General features: G+C 44.5%; 14 protein-coding genes. 7 read left to right on the top strand and 7 right to left on the bottom strand.

Features of this window, described 5'->3' with window-relative positions; genetic code table 11:
- Positions 1–165: 165 nt before the first annotated feature.
- The 3 genes from ACFQV5_RS01835 to ACFQV5_RS01845 form a co-directional block, all read right to left on the bottom strand.
- Positions 166–1,053, bottom strand: coding sequence for a carbohydrate ABC transporter permease (locus ACFQV5_RS01835; protein ID WP_379243029.1), 888 nt, complete (start codon positions 1,051–1,053; stop codon positions 166–168).
- A gap of 18 nt (positions 1,054–1,071) precedes the next feature.
- The gene (locus ACFQV5_RS01840) at positions 1,072–2,010 is read right to left on the bottom strand and encodes an ABC transporter permease (RefSeq protein WP_379243031.1); all 939 of its coding nucleotides are present in this window, start codon (positions 2,008–2,010) and stop codon (positions 1,072–1,074) included.
- 299 nt (positions 2,011–2,309) lie between these two features.
- Positions 2,310–3,836 (bottom strand): ABC transporter substrate-binding protein, encoded by a 1,527-nt coding sequence (locus ACFQV5_RS01845; RefSeq protein ID WP_379243033.1) that lies wholly within the window; start codon positions 3,834–3,836, stop codon positions 2,310–2,312.
- A 204-nt stretch (positions 3,837–4,040) separates the two neighbouring features.
- On the opposite strand from ACFQV5_RS01845, the gene ACFQV5_RS01850 reads away from it, so the two are divergent.
- A complete protein-coding gene (locus ACFQV5_RS01850; protein WP_379243035.1) occupies positions 4,041–4,796 on the top strand; it encodes a sugar phosphate isomerase/epimerase family protein in 756 nt (251 codons plus the stop codon).
- 227 nt (positions 4,797–5,023) lie between these two features.
- Here the strand turns inward: ACFQV5_RS01850 and ACFQV5_RS01855 are convergent, their stop codons facing one another.
- Positions 5,024–5,872 carry a LysR family transcriptional regulator gene (locus ACFQV5_RS01855; protein WP_379243152.1) on the bottom strand — a complete coding sequence of 283 codons (849 nt, stop codon included), beginning with the start codon at positions 5,870–5,872 and terminating at the stop codon, positions 5,024–5,026.
- Positions 5,873–6,000: 128 nt separating this feature from the next.
- Here ACFQV5_RS01855 and ACFQV5_RS01860 point away from each other — a divergent pair, with 128 nt between their 5' ends.
- Complete coding sequence (locus tag ACFQV5_RS01860) at positions 6,001–6,741, top strand: SDR family NAD(P)-dependent oxidoreductase (protein WP_379243037.1); 741 nt, start codon at positions 6,001–6,003, stop codon at positions 6,739–6,741.
- An 89-nt stretch (positions 6,742–6,830) separates the two neighbouring features.
- Here the strand turns inward: ACFQV5_RS01860 and ACFQV5_RS01865 are convergent, their stop codons facing one another.
- The gene (locus ACFQV5_RS01865; protein WP_379243039.1) at positions 6,831–7,658 is read right to left on the bottom strand and encodes a WYL domain-containing protein; all 828 of its coding nucleotides are present in this window, start codon (positions 7,656–7,658) and stop codon (positions 6,831–6,833) included.
- Entirely contained in the window at positions 7,645–8,955 is a 1,311-nt protein-coding gene (locus tag ACFQV5_RS01870) for a helix-turn-helix transcriptional regulator (protein ID WP_379243041.1), read from the bottom strand. The genes ACFQV5_RS01865 and ACFQV5_RS01870 overlap by 14 nt, the downstream gene beginning before the upstream one ends.
- A 200-nt stretch (positions 8,956–9,155) precedes the next feature.
- On the opposite strand from ACFQV5_RS01870, the gene ACFQV5_RS01875 reads away from it, so the two are divergent.
- From ACFQV5_RS01875 to ACFQV5_RS01885, 3 genes are all read left to right on the top strand, one after another.
- Positions 9,156–9,956 (top strand): nucleotidyltransferase domain-containing protein, encoded by an 801-nt coding sequence (locus ACFQV5_RS01875; protein ID WP_379243043.1) that lies wholly within the window; start codon positions 9,156–9,158, stop codon positions 9,954–9,956.
- Positions 9,957–9,975: 19 nt separating this feature from the next.
- Positions 9,976–11,202: an RtcB family protein gene (locus tag ACFQV5_RS01880; RefSeq protein WP_379243045.1), complete on the top strand. Its 1,227-nt coding sequence runs from the start codon at positions 9,976–9,978 to the stop codon at positions 11,200–11,202.
- 208 nt (positions 11,203–11,410) lie between these two features.
- Positions 11,411–12,910 (top strand): glycoside hydrolase family 5 protein, encoded by a 1,500-nt coding sequence (locus ACFQV5_RS01885; RefSeq protein ID WP_379243047.1) that lies wholly within the window; start codon positions 11,411–11,413, stop codon positions 12,908–12,910.
- Positions 12,911–12,970: 60 nt separating this feature from the next.
- On the opposite strand, the gene ACFQV5_RS01890 is transcribed toward ACFQV5_RS01885, so the two are convergent.
- On the bottom strand, positions 12,971–13,951 hold the full coding sequence (locus ACFQV5_RS01890; protein WP_379243049.1) for an Ldh family oxidoreductase: 981 nt from the start codon (positions 13,949–13,951) through the stop codon (positions 12,971–12,973).
- 221 nt (positions 13,952–14,172) lie between these two features.
- Between ACFQV5_RS01890 and ACFQV5_RS01895 the strand changes: the two genes are divergently transcribed.
- Both ACFQV5_RS01895 and ACFQV5_RS01900 read left to right on the top strand, forming a co-directional pair.
- Positions 14,173–14,490, top strand: coding sequence for a hypothetical protein (locus ACFQV5_RS01895; RefSeq protein WP_379243051.1), 318 nt, complete (start codon positions 14,173–14,175; stop codon positions 14,488–14,490).
- Positions 14,491–14,703: 213 nt separating this feature from the next.
- Positions 14,704–16,122 (top strand): DEAD/DEAH box helicase, encoded by a 1,419-nt coding sequence (locus ACFQV5_RS01900; RefSeq protein WP_379243053.1) that lies wholly within the window; start codon positions 14,704–14,706, stop codon positions 16,120–16,122.
- The last annotated feature ends 23 nt before the right edge of the window (positions 16,123–16,145 follow it).

Consider the following 16,145-nt stretch of genomic DNA (forward strand, 5'->3'; position numbering starts at 1 on the left):
ACCTTAGCTAAATTTGGTTTTAAAAGATATTATATCATGTGGCTACTCTACTAGGACTTTAGTATTTCTTATCTATCTGATTAATGATGTTAATTGGACAAAAAACGGACAATAGGCAGGCAGGAATTCATGCTGCGCTTCTTGTCCGTTTATGTGTGAATTTATCTAGCCTTTAACAGCCCCGACCGTAATCCCTTTTACGAAATACTTCTGGAAGAATGGATACACAATGATGACCGGTAAAGCCCCAACGACGGCAATCGCCATCTTAATGCCTACGCTTGGCAGGGTAGCGGCAATTTCGCTAGCATTGCCGCCAGCTCCACCACTGGCGAGGAATTGTACATCCTGCAGCATCGTATTCAGCATATTCTGAACACTGAACAAGCTATGGTCAGTCAGGTAATACAGACCATTTCTCCAGTCGTTCCAGTAGTTAAGTCCGATGAGGAGCGAAAGCGTAGCAACCATCGGGAGGGACATCGGGAGAACGAGGCGGAAGAGAATACGAAATTCTCCTGCGCCGTCCATTCTTCCGGCTTCAATGACTTCATCAGGTATGGTTGTCGTAAAGTATGTACGCATCATAATAACATAGAAGGCATTGAGTAATAGTGCAGGGATGATCAAGGCCCAGATCGTATTATCGATGTTTAAATATCGAGTCCACATAATGTAGGTAGGTACTAACCCACCGTTAAACAGCATCGTGAAAAAGACGAAGAAAGCGAATTTTCCGCGATGAGGCATGTCTCTTCTGGAGAGAGGATATGCCAGCAATACCGTGAGCAGCAAGCTAGCAACCGTACCAACAACCGTTACAATGACGGTAACGCTATAGGCTCTTACAATCGTATCCAGCTTTTGAAACATGTACGCATAGCTTTCCAAACTGAACTTCTCCGGGAACAGTGAGTAACCGTTACGAATCAGTGTGCTTTCATCTGTAAAAGAAGAAACGACCAGCAGTACAAACGGAAACAAGCAGAATATCATCAACAAGAACATAAAGATATTCGCGATGATCTGAAAGGCTCTACCATTATCAACCATTTTCGATTCTCCTTTGCGTCAGAATAGCGCGTTCTCTTTGCTGTATTTGATAACGAGTCGATTGGCGATATAGACGAGTGTAAAGCCGACCAGTGATTGATACACCCCTGCGGCAGAAGACATGCCGACATCGTTCAGTTTGATCAATCCGCGATAAACATACGTATCGATCGTATTCGTAACATCATACAATGGACCGGAATCCATAGGCACTTGGTAGAACAGGCCGAAGTCAGAATAGAAGATCGTACCGATGGCAAGCAGTACAAGCGTTATCATTGTCGGCTTGAGCGCAGGCAATGTGATATGTACGATCTGCTTCCAGCGGTTGGCACCGTCAATTACAGCAGCTTCATAATAACCGCGATCAATACCGACCACTGTAGCATAGTAGATGATACAGCTGTATCCAACCGTCTTCCATAGATGCACAGTGGTTATGATATAAGGCCAGTACTTCGGCTCTGTATACCATGAAATGCTCTCTAGACCGAGAGGCTCCAGAATTGAATGATTAACAAAGCCGGACTCCGAGCTGAACATGGCGAATACCAGATAGCTTACCACGACCATGGAAATTAGATAGGGAAGCAGGATGATCGTCTGGTAGCTCTTTTTCCAGAACTTTGAGCGAATTTCATTCAGTATTATTGCAATGGCAACAGCCAGCAACGTGCCGAGAATAATAAAGGCAAGATTATATCCTAAGGTGTTGCGCGTAATGATCCAAGCTTCCTTCGTCTTAAAGAGATATTCGAAATTGCTGAAGCCTGCGAATGGACTGTCGATGATGCCTTTGTTCCAGTTAATATGTTTAAAAGCGATGATGATACCAGCCATTGGAACATAGTTGTTGATAAGCAGGTAAATGAGCCCGGGAATCATCATGATGTACATGGGAATAAAACGTTTGTATTTGGCTGCAAATTCAGTTCTCTTTACCTTAGGCGCTGCCATGATGGCCATTCTCCTTCCAGCTTATAGTGAAGCAAAGCAATCTAATATAAATTGAGACTAGAGATATTCAGCCCTTGCATCACTACGAATGCGGATCATTCTTCCGATCACTGTTGTCCCCAGATTCTTTTGAATCTTGGTGTTAATGGTCTAAATCTGGGGACAAAGCAAATGCTTCCGAAGCAGTTTTCCTTAGAAAACTTTTAGGTGACCGCTACGCTTCTCCAGAATAATTCCGCCTTCTCCGTTGGAGGGTATTTTCTTTAGATCAATCTGTATAGTGATTGCTCTTTCCAGGATTATTTCTTGTCAGCAGCCCATTTATCAAGCTGAGATTGCTTCTCCGCAATAATGTCGTCGATTCCCGCATCTTTCAGTTCTTTCTGGAAGATTGGTAATGTAGTTTCAGGGTCAAGCACGCCAGACATCAAGGCATCGTGGTATTTAGCAACTACGTTAGAAGCAGCAGTGAACTGGTTGCGAACACGGCTTGAATCGAAGGTGAAACCATATGCTGCTGAACGGATTGCGGTATCGTTAAATTCCTTCTGAACTTCCCAGTAATCTGCGGGATTGCCGTTCCAAACGTGACCGATGGTTTGGTTCGTCCAGATCCAGCCGCCGGTTGGAGGATATCCGCTATTGGAAGCATCCGTGCCTTCAGGATAATCGATAATGGATTGTCCATTCGCAGCATCGCCAACAGTCACATAGTGCTTGTCTTTGATACCGTAAATCAAGAGGTTCATGATATCAGGATCTGTATACATTAGATTTAGCAATTTCATAGCTGCTTCAGGGTTTTTGCTGCCATTGCTGATCGCCCAAGTAGCCATTTGCACGTCAGAAGTCGTTGTGTAGGCAGGAACAATTTCAGAAACGACAATCTCTGTAGCGTAGTTTCTTGTTTCCTGAACATCAAAGCCAGGCTTCAGGTTGGTAAATCCACCGAAAGCACTGCCTGCTTTCATCATCGTACCGACATTTTCCGTGTTGTTGATCGCATCTTTCATAATCAGACCGGAGTTATACCATTTGTTCATGCGTGTAACAAACTCTTTGTAGAAGTCCGTTTCATATAAGTTAACAACCTTCAGTTCCTTGCCGTAGTCCAGTAGTACACCAAGGTTCGTCATATCGTCGCCCAGTGTGTCCCATCCCCAGTTACGAACCAATTCACCATTCGAAGGAACAACTGGAATAATGTTAGGCTCATTTTCGTGGATCGTCATTAATGCTTCTTCTAACTGATCGAGCGTTTTGATATTTGCATAGTCGATGTTGTATTTATCAGCCAAGTCTTTTCTCATCTCAAAGCCGTAGGCTTTGGCAAGGTCACGACCGGTTGTAATACCATAAATGTCTTCACCTACGCGGCCGCTCTCGATGTATTCTGCTCCGATCTCCTTCACGAGATCTTGTCCATACTTCTCAAGCAATTCGGTTAGAGGGATGATCTGACCGTTGTTTGCAACCGTAGCTAGCGGTGTCATATAGATAGGAAGCAGATCCACACCTTTCCCGGATGACAACATCATTGTAGTCTGCTGTACATAATTACCGTAGGAGATAAAAGTGACATCCATCTCGACATTCAGCTTTTCTCTTGTAATCTCGTTAACGGCATTAACGACCTCTGCCGTATCATTCTTATTCGAAGCCATCATGACCACATTCAGCTTCACAAGTTCCTTCTCTTTCAAATCTCCGGCAGCAGCTGTTCCTGTGTTGCCTTCAGCGCTTGAATCGGTATTTTTGCTTCCACAAGCCGTAAGGATGGAAAGCGCCATTACCATGACTAGTAGACATGATAGCGTTCGTTTCATTTTTCGATAACACCCTTCCCAAATTAGAATCTTGTTTTATATCTTAGCAAACTAGCTGAATGCATATCTGTAAAAATAATGTCGTAAATATATTGAAAAAATGACTTGTTGTCTTGGAATTAACATCTGATCCTGAACAGCGTGCTATGATGGTGCTGAAATTTATGCCATGAACATAACATCGGAAATGAGGCGAAGGAAGACATGACAAATTTGAAGGTAGCACTGCAACTATATACTTTGCGCGATTATGATCAGGAAGATTTCGCTGCAAAACTTAGAAAAGTAAGTGAAGCTGGCTATGATGGTGTTGAGTTTGCAGGATTTGCGAATATTGCAGCAGAAGAGATGAAGGTCATGCTGGAGAAGGCGAATCTAAAAGCGATGGGAAGCCATACGCCAATAGATGAATTGCTGGGGAATCTGGATGAAGTGATTACTTACAACCAAGTGATTGGTTCTTCCTATATCGTTATTCCTTACTATAAGATCGAATCGATGGAAGACGTACATAGCTTGATTGCAATCGTGAAGGAGATTGGTCCGAAGATCAAGGCGTCCGGTATGGATCTTCTGTATCACAACCATTATCATGAGTTCGTGAATGAATTCGGTGATCAGCCAATTCTGGAGATGCTGCGTGAAGCAACAACAGAAGAGGAATTTAACTTTGAGGTCGATATGTTCTGGACAACGCATGCGAATCGTGAGCCTGTAGAGGTCATGAACAGTTTCGGTTCGCGCTGCAAGACGGTTCACGTGAAGGATATGGTGAATAAAGAGGACAAAGAGATGACCGAGGTAGGAACCGGACTTCTTGATCTGGAAGGGATCATTAAGAAAGCGAAGTCTTCCGGTTATGAGTGGGTTGTTGTGGAGCAGGACAGAATCAAGATCGATGGGTATGACAGTGTTAAGATTTCGCTTGATAATGTAAGAGCTATGCTAGCGAGCGTTTAATAGAGAATAACTGAACAAATGCACCCCGTAGCATGGACTGTCTCAAAAGTAGGTTAGCTTACTCGACGAAGACAACTTGTTTGATGGGAAACTGTCAAAGATAAGAAATGGCGGTGTCAGGGAGGTCATCCCTGCACCGCCGTTTCTTTGTTTTGGTCAGCGGCCGCCTAAAAGCTTTCCAAAGGAAAGCTTACTTCGGAAGCATATGCTTTGTGCTCCAATTTCTACTACTGACTAAATGTTCTCTGTAAGAACTGAATAAACTTCTTTAAACTTTGTGGGTGTTGTTTTCTAGGTTTAATTATGAAATCTACCTTGATAGTTTCAGGCAATTCTTCATATTGAATTGTCGGTGATTCTTCTCTTCTGAAAGCCACATCTGCAGGTATGATACTGATGCCCAGCCCATCGTGAACGGCTTGTAGAATAGCTTCAAGTGAATCAAACTCCATGATAACTGGGTCACGGAAGTGATGTATCTTGGAATAATCTAATGTTTTATTTCTGTAGATGCAGTGAATATCACTATTAACAATCAATGTATGTTCCTGCTTATGAAATGGAGCATCTTTCGGGGATATGAGTACGATGTTCTCGAAATAACTATAAACGGTCTCGAATTGCGAGTGATGATATGTACCATGAATAAAGAGGCCATCAACTTCTCCATAGGAAAGCATTTCTTGCAGCTGCTGCTTATCACTTGTTCTTACTTTTACATCAATATGATGATGTTCTCGCAAGAAAGAAGAAAACAGTCGAGGTATTTTAACTGCTGAAATGGTCTGTGGAGCACCAATTATTAAAGATTCTCTCCATTTATTAGGGTTAATTAGTGACTTAACTTCATCCATTAACAGTATGATTTGATTACTATACTCGAGCAGGGTTTTTCCTTCCTCCGTTAACGTTACCCCTCTATTGTTACGCAGCAATAATCTAACGCCTAGTTCATCTTCCAAACTCTTAATTCGCTGACTGACATTAGGTTGTACGTAACCTAGTCTCTCAGCAGCTTTGGATACCGACTGCAGCTCAGCCACATGTTTAAAAATTCTCAGATCATGACTTTCCAAAAAGAACAGTCCTCTCTTGGTATCACTGAAAATGATACCCCCTTTATTATTAAGCATTATACTCTTCTAGGTCTTAAAAATATAATGGAATCTAAGCAATCACAAACCAGGTAAGGGATGGATCTAGAATGAAACTACAAGATAAAGTAGTCTTGATAACCGGCGGTGGCACTGGAGTGGGGAGAGCAACAGCTTTGAGGTTAGCCGCTGAAGGCGCAAAGATTGTTATTAATTATAGCCGATCTGAAGAAGAGGCTACTGAGGTGGTCAAGGAAATTACTCAGAGTGGGGGAACAGCAATCGCTTATAAAGCGAATGTAGCTATAGAACAAGAAGTGAATGATTTAGTATCCCATACGGTTAAATTTTTCGGAACAGTTGATGGTTTAGTGAATAATGCGAGTATTACAGCTCAGATCGCCATGAATGATTTAGACGCCGTAACAGATGAAGTATGGGATTCTCTTTTCAGCGTAAATGTGAAGGGAATGTTTCACTGCGTTAAATCTGTTGTCCCTTATATGAAGAAGCAACAATCAGGCGTTATTGTGAATATGGGGAGTGTTGCAGGAATGACAGGAATAGGGTCATCTATTCCATATGCAGCAACAAAATCAGCTATTCATACGATGACAAGGTCTTTAGCTATCGCGCTAGCTCCTCATATTAGAGTGAATAGTGTATCTCCTGGGGCAGTTGACACAAGATGGTGGTCAGGCAATGAAGAGAAGATGTATCAACTTGCGGGACATTTGCCGCTCAAGCGAATTTCAACACCAGACGATATTGCAGAGGCTATTCTTTTTCAACTGACTCAAGATTCTGTCACAGGTCAGGTCTTTACCATTGATAATGGTCAGACACTCTAAACATCATATTATACACCCTCTTATCAGAGTTACTTACTCATAAGAGGGTGAATTTATCATTTCAGCACATGTTACGACCGCATAAACAGCTACGGCTGCGAATGATAGATAATAGGTGTACTTTCGTACCTTGCGAGTGCTTTTGTAGAAGCTTCAATCATTCTTCTCTTTAAGTAATCGCCCTGAACAATCCGTACACGCTTTCCGAGAAAACGGATCTTGGAGAGCAGGTATTCCGCTTCATCCCCAGAGTAGCAGATCCTCACTCGGTAGATATCGTTCTCCGCATCATATTGGGTTTCCTTCTCAAAGCTGGAGAGGGCGTACAAGATACGAGACAGCTCTTCGTTGTAGGAAGGGACAACTTCAATAACAGCCTCTGTTTTGCGGGAGTCCAAGATCTGGTTGATTGTCTTCAGGTGTTCATCCGCCTTGGATAGGGAGATGCTCTCTGGCGAGAAAGATATGATGGTATGAAGCCTTGTCTTCATGAAGTTTCGCTGCTCGAGGTGGTACCAGAGCAAATACCATTCCCGCTTGACCATGGAGTATTCCAGCTTATATGGAAACCCGGAATGATCCGAATGAACGCGTCCTCCCTTGATCCCGTAGGTCAAACATATCCCGTTCTTATTCATGATCAGGTGGGATAAAGCACGCAGAAGCGGGTGATACACTTGCTTTTCCATACTCCGAGCTTTTTCAATCAAGTAATATGAGGTATCCATCACCTGATCTTCTTGCTCAAGGATGGAGCGGAGTTTGTCTAAAGTAACCTCAGTGAAAGCAATATCGGCTGCTGAATGATTCAGCATCGTTCTTAGCCATGATCTTTCGTGTGAAGTACTCATGAAGGTTCCGGAATCCTCCAGACGGGAGACGATCTGATAGTTAAAAATCTTCTCAAACAGATTCATAGTAGGACTGAATCTCCTTCCATTCGGCAATCATTTCATGGCGAAGTGAGGCAGGAGCAAGAACTTCACAGCTGGAACCGAAGCCCCGCAACCAAGGTTTGATTTCGGTAGTCCCGTTTACGGTGATTTCATAGATGAAGCTCTCCTCGTCTTCATGTACGATTTTCCCCCATTGTCCTTGCAGCAGAACCCGCTCCTTGACGAAATTCGATTCCCCAAGTCCAGAGTTGAAGAAACGTACTTTCACGTTTACGGGTTTTCCCGTATCAATCAGCCAGCTGTATTGGATTCTCTCCATGAGTTCTTTTGTTTTTGCTTCAAAATACTGCTCGGTCACAAACTCATCCTCTTCGATCTGCGTGATTCCTTCCATACGGTGCTTGCGGATACCCTCTCTGCCATTAGAAAGTAAGTACCATCGTCCATACTGGTGATCGTAAATCACTTTAAGCGGGAGCACGGTATCTAGCTTGCCTTTTGTTTCCCGTTCGAACAAAGGGTTCGTGTTCATTGAAGCATAGCTTTTTTCTGATTTTGGCGAAAAATAGAGGAAACGGACTTTACGGCGCTGCCTTATAGCATGCAAGAGCGTGAATAAATGCGATTCATCCAGTATCCGTGAATAATAATGGTACTTATATAAGAATGGCTCGGTAGCAAGCTGGTTCGCATGGTCTCGAAGAAGATGCTTCTTAAGACCATCACGCAGTAGATATCCTTGAACAGAAGGAACCTGCGTGTTCGCCATCACATCGATAAAATGGTATAAATCAATCAGCTCCTCATCCGATAATTGCCGGACCAAATCGTTCTGAATGCGGTACCGGTAAGGACGAGTCCCGGGTTCCTTTTTGATGACGCCAACCTTCTCCAGATACCTGAGATCAGATCGAATGGTCTTCTCATCAGGGAGGGGAAGATCGGCTGTAATGCCGCCGCAGCAAATATCAAGAAGCTCCATTGCAGTCAAAGGCTGATCATTCATTGCGCCCAGAAGCAGCGATAGCCGCTGACTTTCGGACTCCTTTACGGACTTGGCACGATATAAAAATAACAGCATGGGATCACTGGAATCATAGTAATTAAATCGAAGGGTCTCGGTGAATTCTTTGCTCTGTTCCTGAGGAAGCTGCTGGTACATCGAGTTTACGATTTCCTTAAGCCGCCGGATGGTTTTATCGAAGGTGTGAACGGATATACCCAATCGCTTTGCATATTGCTGTCTAGTGAATGCACCGCTTGTAAGCACAAGCATACGCAGAAATTGGATCTCTTTATCAAAGCTTTCTTTGGCCATCACCATTCTCCTTCCTTAATAAACGTTTGTTATTATTGTAACAGGGGAGAGATATGGGTGAAACGGCAAGATTTTCTCATGTCGTCATACTTATGCCATGTTCGTTATACCCGAAATGAGCGATTATAGATTACAGAAGCTTGCATCCCGGATGTAATTAGCAAGTACATATATGAACAATGAAGGCGAGGTAGAAGCTCATGCCCATTAGCCGGCAACACATTATTGAAGAGCTGCATGCGATTGAAAGAGAGGAACAGATCCGAATCCTGTACGCCTGTGAATCGGGCAGCCGCGCATGGGGATTCCCATCCAAGGACAGCGACTACGATGTAAGATTTATATATATTAGACCGCTGGATTGGTATTTATCGATTGATGAGAAGCGGGATGTTATTGAACGACCTATTAGCAATCTACTGGATATAAACGGCTGGGATCTGAAAAAAGCGCTGAAGCTGTTTCGTAAATCGAATCCTCCTCTACTGGAGTGGCTGTATTCCCCTATTCCGTATATGGAGAACTATTCTGTTGCAGGGCGTATCCGTGATATCTCTCCACTCAGTTTTTCACCTAAATCCTGTATGTATCACTACCTACACATGGCGAAAGGGAACTACAGGGATTATCTACAGGGAGAGCAAGTAAAGATCAAAAAGTATTTCTATGTGCTTCGTCCAATTCTGGCCTGTGAATGGATTGAGCGACATAATAGCCTGCCACCGATTGAATTTCAAGATCTTGTTGACGGCTTAGTGCCCGAAGGTAGTGATCTGAAGGCTGTGATTATGGAATTGCTTAACCGTAAAATAGCAGGTGACGAAATGGATTACGAGCCAAGAATCAATCCGATCAATGAATTTTTAGAAGCGAAAATAACGTATTATGAACAGATCGCGCGTAGTATGAGGGATACTGATAACAGATTAGATGACCAACTCGATGAGTTGTTCCGATCGGCATTAACTGAGGTGTGGGGAAAAGGGGCAATCAATTTATGACAGGAGCTGAGTTCAATTTATGGCTTATCAGATGATAGACGGTGTACGTGTCTGGGGTAGACCCGACGAAGGTGCACTTGTTCAGGCGAGAATGTGCGCGCAGACAGGGAATGTTGTTCAAACGCTGCTGATGGCAGATCATCATAAAGGATATAGTCAGCCGATCGGCGGAGTCGTTGTGTACGACGGACAGATTTCTCCATCGGGTGTAGGGTATGACATTGCATGCGGGAACAAAGCAGTGCGGACTCTGCTGCGTGTAGAAGACATAAAGCCTAGACTTGGGAAGATCATGGATGAGATTTCGCGCAAGATCTCTTTTGGTGTGGGTCGCATCAATAATGAAAAGGTTGACCACGAGCTGTTTGATGATCCGGACTGGGATGTATATAAGGCCGTAGGCCGGCAGGAGTATGATAAATTAAAGGCGCTTGCCCGTGATCAATTGGGGACTGTCGGGAGCGGCAATCATTATGTGGATTTGTTCGAAGAAGCAGGAACAGGCCGGGTGTGGATCGGGAATCATTTCGGTAGCCGCGGATTCGGGCATAAGACCGCCAGTGGGTTCATCAACCTGATGGCCGGCAGAGGGTTTCTGGCCAACGCCCCAGGTGAGAAGATGGATCAGCCTCCTCTATTGCTTGATTTGAATAGTGAGCTCGGTGATATGTACTATCGCGCTATGAAGCTGGCAGGTCGCTACGCCTATGCTGGACGGGACTATGTGATGAGAGAGGTCTTATCCATTCTGGGGACGGAAGCAGACTTTGAAGTACACAACCATCATAACTATGCCTGGAAAGAGACACATAACGGGAAGGAAACGGTAGTTGTTCGTAAAGGAGCAACCCCATCAGCACCGGGGCAGCTTGGTTTTATTGGCGGCAGTATGGGGGACATTTCCGTGATCGTTAAAGGTAAAGATACTGCTGAGAACCGAGAAGCTTGTTACAGCACGGTTCACGGGGCAGGGCGCATCATGAGCCGGACCCAGGCTGCAGGCAAAATGAATTGGAAAACGCGTGCTCGAAGTGGCGGACAGATCTCTAGAACACAGATGCTTGAAGCGATACGGGAGTATGGTGTTGAGCTTCGCGGTGCAGGTACCGACGAGAGCCCGTTCGTATACCGGAAGCTGCAAGAAGTGTTGGACGCTCATGCAGAGACGATTGACGTACTGCATGTCCTAAAGCCAATAGGTGTTTGTATGGCTGGTGCGGATGAATTCGATCCGTACAAGGATTGAAATAAGGGATAGAGTTGTCAGATCCAGATCTGAGCTCTATCCCTTATTCCTGTTCTAAAGGCAGGAAAGCGTTCTCTATATATAGAACTGTTCTGGGAGATGGAGCAATCCAGCACGTTTCAGGGCATAGAGCATCTAAATGAGTTTTTTTTTGCAAGGGTTCATTAAATGGGAAGCTGTTCCACAGACAAAAGGGGGAGCCGGTGTCATGAAAAAGCTAACGATTAATGGTCAACGGATTGTGGATGAGGACGGAGCACATGTCATTTTAAGTGGGGTGAATCTCGTATGCAAGAATAAATCACTCGGATATGTTGATCCTTGTAATGAAGATCTGTTTCAGTGGTTTCAGGAGCAGGGCTTTAACGTCATCCGCTTAGGTCTGATCTGGGATGGCGTGGAGCCGGAGCCTGGCTGTTACGACGATGTGTATTTGAGCAGATTGAAGCAACAGGCCACGTGGGCAGCGAAATACGGGATCTATGTCTATCTTGATATGCACCAGGATTTGTTCAGTCAGTTATATGGAGATGGCGCGCCGGCATGGGCTACCTTGTCGGATGATCTGCCACATGTGACAGGAGACATGTGGAGTGATGCCTATCTTGCGAGCCCAGCGGTTAATCGGGCTTTGGATCACTTTTGGCAGAATACTCCTGCGGAAGATGGAATTGGGCTTCAGGATCATTATGCAGCGATGTGGAAGCATGTAGCGGCCGTTTTCTCAGATTGCCCCAATGTGATCGGTTATGACATGATGAATGAGCCTTACCCGGGAAGCAGCGGACAGCAGATATTTGGTGCTATCATTGCTGCCTATGCCCAAACGGTCATGGGAATGAATGAATCCGATATGGATCAGTTAGCTGGACTGTGGTTTGATGAAGAGAAGAAGCAGGAGATCCTGCAAGGTATGGCGGATATGGACATTTACCGTGTGCTTGTGGAGAGTGCGAAGGAAGCCTCACAAGCCTTCGATCGGGATGTAATCACGCCTTTCTTCAATAGAATAGCAGCAGGGATTCGCTCGGTGGATCCGGATGGATTTTTAATGCTTGAAACGAATTATTTCACGAATATGGGCGTGGAGTCAGGACTTGAGCTTGTGCGAAATACGGATGGAACGATAGCACATCATCAGGTGTATACTCCTCATGGCTATGATTTGGTTGTGGATACAGATCATTACGAGATCTATAACCAGGAGAGAGTAGACTTTATTTTTGCGACTCACCGCAAGGTTCAGAAGCGTCTGAATACACCCGTCTTGATCGGGGAGTGGGGAGCGTTTAATGCGAATCCGGCAACCTATGCGTTAACCAAGGCGGTGAACCGTATTTTTGAACAATACTTATGGAGTAACACGTTCTGGTGCTGGTTCGAAGGCTTTAAAGATACTCCTTTCGCAAAAGCGTTGAACCGCGGATATCCGCAAGCTACGGGAGGCGTACTAAAGGGTTATCAGTATGACTATGACTTGGAGAGTATTAGAGTCGAATATGTACCAAACGGGGGAGAGACGCGTGTCTATCATCCTCGTGCAGCCTTGTTAACTGCAGATCATGTGCGAATCTCAGGAGCTAAGAATTATCGCATTGAGCTGCACCCTTACCCGAATTCGGATAGTGGCTTGATGATAATCAGAGCTGAGAAGGATGAACATCCGGTAATTGTTGAAATTGGATCGTATGTTTCAGATCAACGATAGAATGATTAAAAGCTGGCGCCAATTTAGTGGCTGCCAGCTTTTTTATGTTATGGAGAATGGTTAGAATGGCAGATCGACGCCAAATTCCTTGCCTGCAGCTTCCAGAATCGATTGATGCTCTCTGCTTATTGGAATGCCGCTAACCGCCCAATTACGTTCACGTTCTGACTCCAGAACCCCTGGAAGTGTGGCCCTATCATAGCCAGGCATAGGCTGCATTTCACTTGTTATCTTCATATAAGTATCCATCTCATTCTTGAAAAGATCTGGTTGTATAAATCGTCCTGCATCAAGCGCTATAATCAGTGCTCCTTGATTGGCACCTACGTAATCTTTCCCTTCATCGTTTCTCACAACGGGAATTCCTGCTAAGAATCCGCCGAGAGCTTGACACATAAAACCGAGTCCCATGTTGCGAAATATGAGTCCGGGTGCGAGCTTAAACAGCTGATCCAAGTGGGGGGCATCGGGAAAGATATCAAGTGTTGCTCCGAAATCCAGCACCATGGGGACTTCATTGCCGGATGGTACCGCGAAGGACATGGGTGATCCGCCGGCTGCATTCACAATGGAATCTTCTGCTTTCAAGTCCAGTTGATGTCCAGAGGTCACGTAACCTATGAGCCCTTCTTCCGCCAGCAGGCGTGAATAAATGCCGGCAGCACCGATATGTCCGTGATTTCGCGTGACGGCTGCAGCAATTCCGTTATTACGGCAGCGCTCTACTAGCTCCTGTACGGCTTGGTATACTGCAAAATATCCAAGTCCTCCATCTCCATCCACAACAATCGTGGAAGGTGCTTCATTGACGGTACGGACTTCTGGATTTGGATGAATCAAGCCATCCCGCATAATACGGGCGTAGGTTGCGATTTGCTGAGAGCCGTGGCTAAATACACCCCGAAGATCGTTCATAACGAGTAGATCTGCTAGAAATTCGGATCGTTCATGAGACATGCCTGCCTTGCGGGCAAATGATGTAACCAAGCTTCGGAGCTGATCAGGCATGATTCGGATACTGTCCTTTGGTTCCACGTTCATCTTCGAGTCCCTCCCCATTTATGATTCACATGATCAATATAATAAAGCGGTAACACCATATCATTCTTCAGGAGAAAGCTGAATCCTTCCTTCTAATAAAACGCTTTCTAATTTATTTATGCTGTTGACTGATTAGATCAGGCCGAGAACCGTTTAACTATTTAGAGTGTCTGTTTACAAGTCGTGCCTTGCCTATGACTAACTTAGAAGGAGGATTCAAAATGGCACTAGGATTATTATTCTTACTGTATATCGTTTTATCGGTAGTTGGCTTGCTTAGCATCGTACTGCTGTTTACAGTGAAAGATCCGAGAAAGAACAACAGTATATTCGGTTTTACGGTAATATTCGGTATAGTCATTAGCTATATAGCGGCAACTTCGCTTCCAACAAATTTTAATGTTGCAAGAATCTTTGCAGCATCCTTGGGTGTGCTTGCGGTCATTGCTATTGTACTGAAAGTGATGCACAAGAACATTGCAGCTAAATTATTGGTTACGGCTTCCGTGATTTTGGGTCTGACTCAGCTGTTCTTTTGAGTTAAACTCTGATTTGAAATACAAGTTCATTTGTGGAAAAGTGACGGAATATTACGTTAAACAAGGAAGCGGAGAAAAATTCCGCTTCTTTTTTTATACTGATCTGTGGTATCGTTATTTGTTATGACGTATAAAACGGCTTGTGGAGACTCTTAATGAGATGCCTGAAGTTACGTGATCGAGAATAAATGTGTTCATAATTAAGGAGACCTAATGACATTTAACGAATTAAATATTTCACCTGCTATTTTAAAGGCTTTAGATAAAGAGAACTATACGACACCAACCCCAATACAGGCACAGGCAATACCAGCTATATTGTCCGGTAGAGATTTTCTTGGCTGCGCTCAAACAGGTACAGGGAAGACAGCGGCTTTTGCCATACCTACGATCCAGCTCTTAAACGAACACCCGCCTAAACCAGGTATGGGACGTCGTATTCGGTCATTGATATTATCCCCAACTAGAGAACTTGCTCTTCAGATTTTTGATAACGTCAAAGCGTACAGTCAATTTACGAAGCTGCGTGCAACCGCCATTCTGGGCGGAGTATCTCAAAAAACGCAGGAGCGGTCCCTTCAACAAGGAGCGGATATTGTTATTGCAACACCAGGCAGACTGCTGGATTTAGTGAACCAGAGACGTATTGATCTGCAGTATGTTGAAATTTTGGTTTTGGATGAAGCTGACCGCATGCTGGATATGGGATTCATTCATGATGTGAAACGAATTATTGCTAAAATGCCGAATAAAAAACAGACGCTCTTCTTCTCGGCTACGATGCCTAACGAGATTACCCAGTTGGTTAAGACACTATTAGATAATCCTGTGAAAGTAGAAATTACACCCGTGTCTTCGACGGCGGAACGTATTAAGCAATCGGTGTATTTGCTGGAAACGGGTCATAAGCAGAAGCAATTGAATGAAATATTGCAGGATAAGACGATTACTTCGGCACTGGTGTTTACTCGTACAAAGCGTGGTGCAGACCGAGTTGTACGCGATTTGACGAAAGTGAATATTTCAGCTCAAGCGATTCATGGCGACAAGTCTCAAATTAGCCGGCAGAATGCATTGAAGAATTTCAAGAGCGGCGAAACGCGAGTATTGGTTGCTACTGATATCGCGGCCAGAGGCATCGATATTGACGAGCTGTCTCATGTCATCAACTTTAACCTGCCTAACATTCCAGAGACGTATGTTCACCGGATTGGACGTACAGGGCGTGCAGGATTGAGCGGGACCGCGATCTCTTTTTGTGAAGTGGACGAGCTTCCATTTCTTAAGGATATTGAGAAATTAATCGGAAAGTCGATTCCTGAGGTAAAAGACCATGCTTATCCAATGCCAACTTCCGCGCGGTTCTCTAAAAGTAAAGGATCTTCGAAACCTGGAGCAAAAGTGAGATCAGCCAAGCCGAAGACGGACTCAGGCCGCAAGCCTAAAATGGACAGTGTTCGTAAGCCAAAGACGGATGCCGGTTCTTATACAAAGTCCGACGCAGGTCGCAAGACCAAGGTAGATTCAGGCCGAAAGCCTAAAGAGTATTCAGGTCGAAAGACGAATGAATATGGCTCCCGCAAACCGAAGTTTGGTGAAATGAATAAGGCAAGCAAGGCGAGCAGAGCGTAATACAATACCACATAGGGATAGCG

The organism is Paenibacillus sp. GCM10028914 (genome assembly GCF_042666275.1).
Lineage (GTDB): Bacteria > Bacillota > Bacilli > Paenibacillales > Paenibacillaceae > Paenibacillus_AQ.

Coding starts and splice junctions, on each gene's coding strand:
- ACFQV5_RS01880 (WP_379243045.1), top strand. CDS start 9,976: ATGGCTTATCAGATGATAGACGGTGTACGTGTCTGGGGTAGACCCGAC.
- ACFQV5_RS01840 (WP_379243031.1), bottom strand. CDS start 2,010: ATGGCAGCGCCTAAGGTAAAGAGAACTGAATTTGCAGCCAAATACAAA.
- ACFQV5_RS01895 (WP_379243051.1), top strand. CDS start 14,173: ATGGCACTAGGATTATTATTCTTACTGTATATCGTTTTATCGGTAGTT.
- ACFQV5_RS01885 (WP_379243047.1), top strand. CDS start 11,411: ATGAAAAAGCTAACGATTAATGGTCAACGGATTGTGGATGAGGACGGA.
- ACFQV5_RS01900 (WP_379243053.1), top strand. CDS start 14,704: ATGACATTTAACGAATTAAATATTTCACCTGCTATTTTAAAGGCTTTA.
- ACFQV5_RS01890 (WP_379243049.1), bottom strand. CDS start 13,951: ATGAACGTGGAACCAAAGGACAGTATCCGAATCATGCCTGATCAGCTC.
- ACFQV5_RS01865 (WP_379243039.1), bottom strand. CDS start 7,658: ATGAATCTGTTTGAGAAGATTTTTAACTATCAGATCGTCTCCCGTCTG.
- ACFQV5_RS01835 (WP_379243029.1), bottom strand. CDS start 1,053: ATGGTTGATAATGGTAGAGCCTTTCAGATCATCGCGAATATCTTTATG.
- ACFQV5_RS01870 (WP_379243041.1), bottom strand. CDS start 8,955: ATGGCCAAAGAAAGCTTTGATAAAGAGATCCAATTTCTGCGTATGCTT.
- ACFQV5_RS01845 (WP_379243033.1), bottom strand. CDS start 3,836: ATGAAACGAACGCTATCATGTCTACTAGTCATGGTAATGGCGCTTTCC.
- ACFQV5_RS01875 (WP_379243043.1), top strand. CDS start 9,156: ATGCCCATTAGCCGGCAACACATTATTGAAGAGCTGCATGCGATTGAA.
- ACFQV5_RS01850 (WP_379243035.1), top strand. CDS start 4,041: ATGACAAATTTGAAGGTAGCACTGCAACTATATACTTTGCGCGATTAT.
- ACFQV5_RS01860 (WP_379243037.1), top strand. CDS start 6,001: ATGAAACTACAAGATAAAGTAGTCTTGATAACCGGCGGTGGCACTGGA.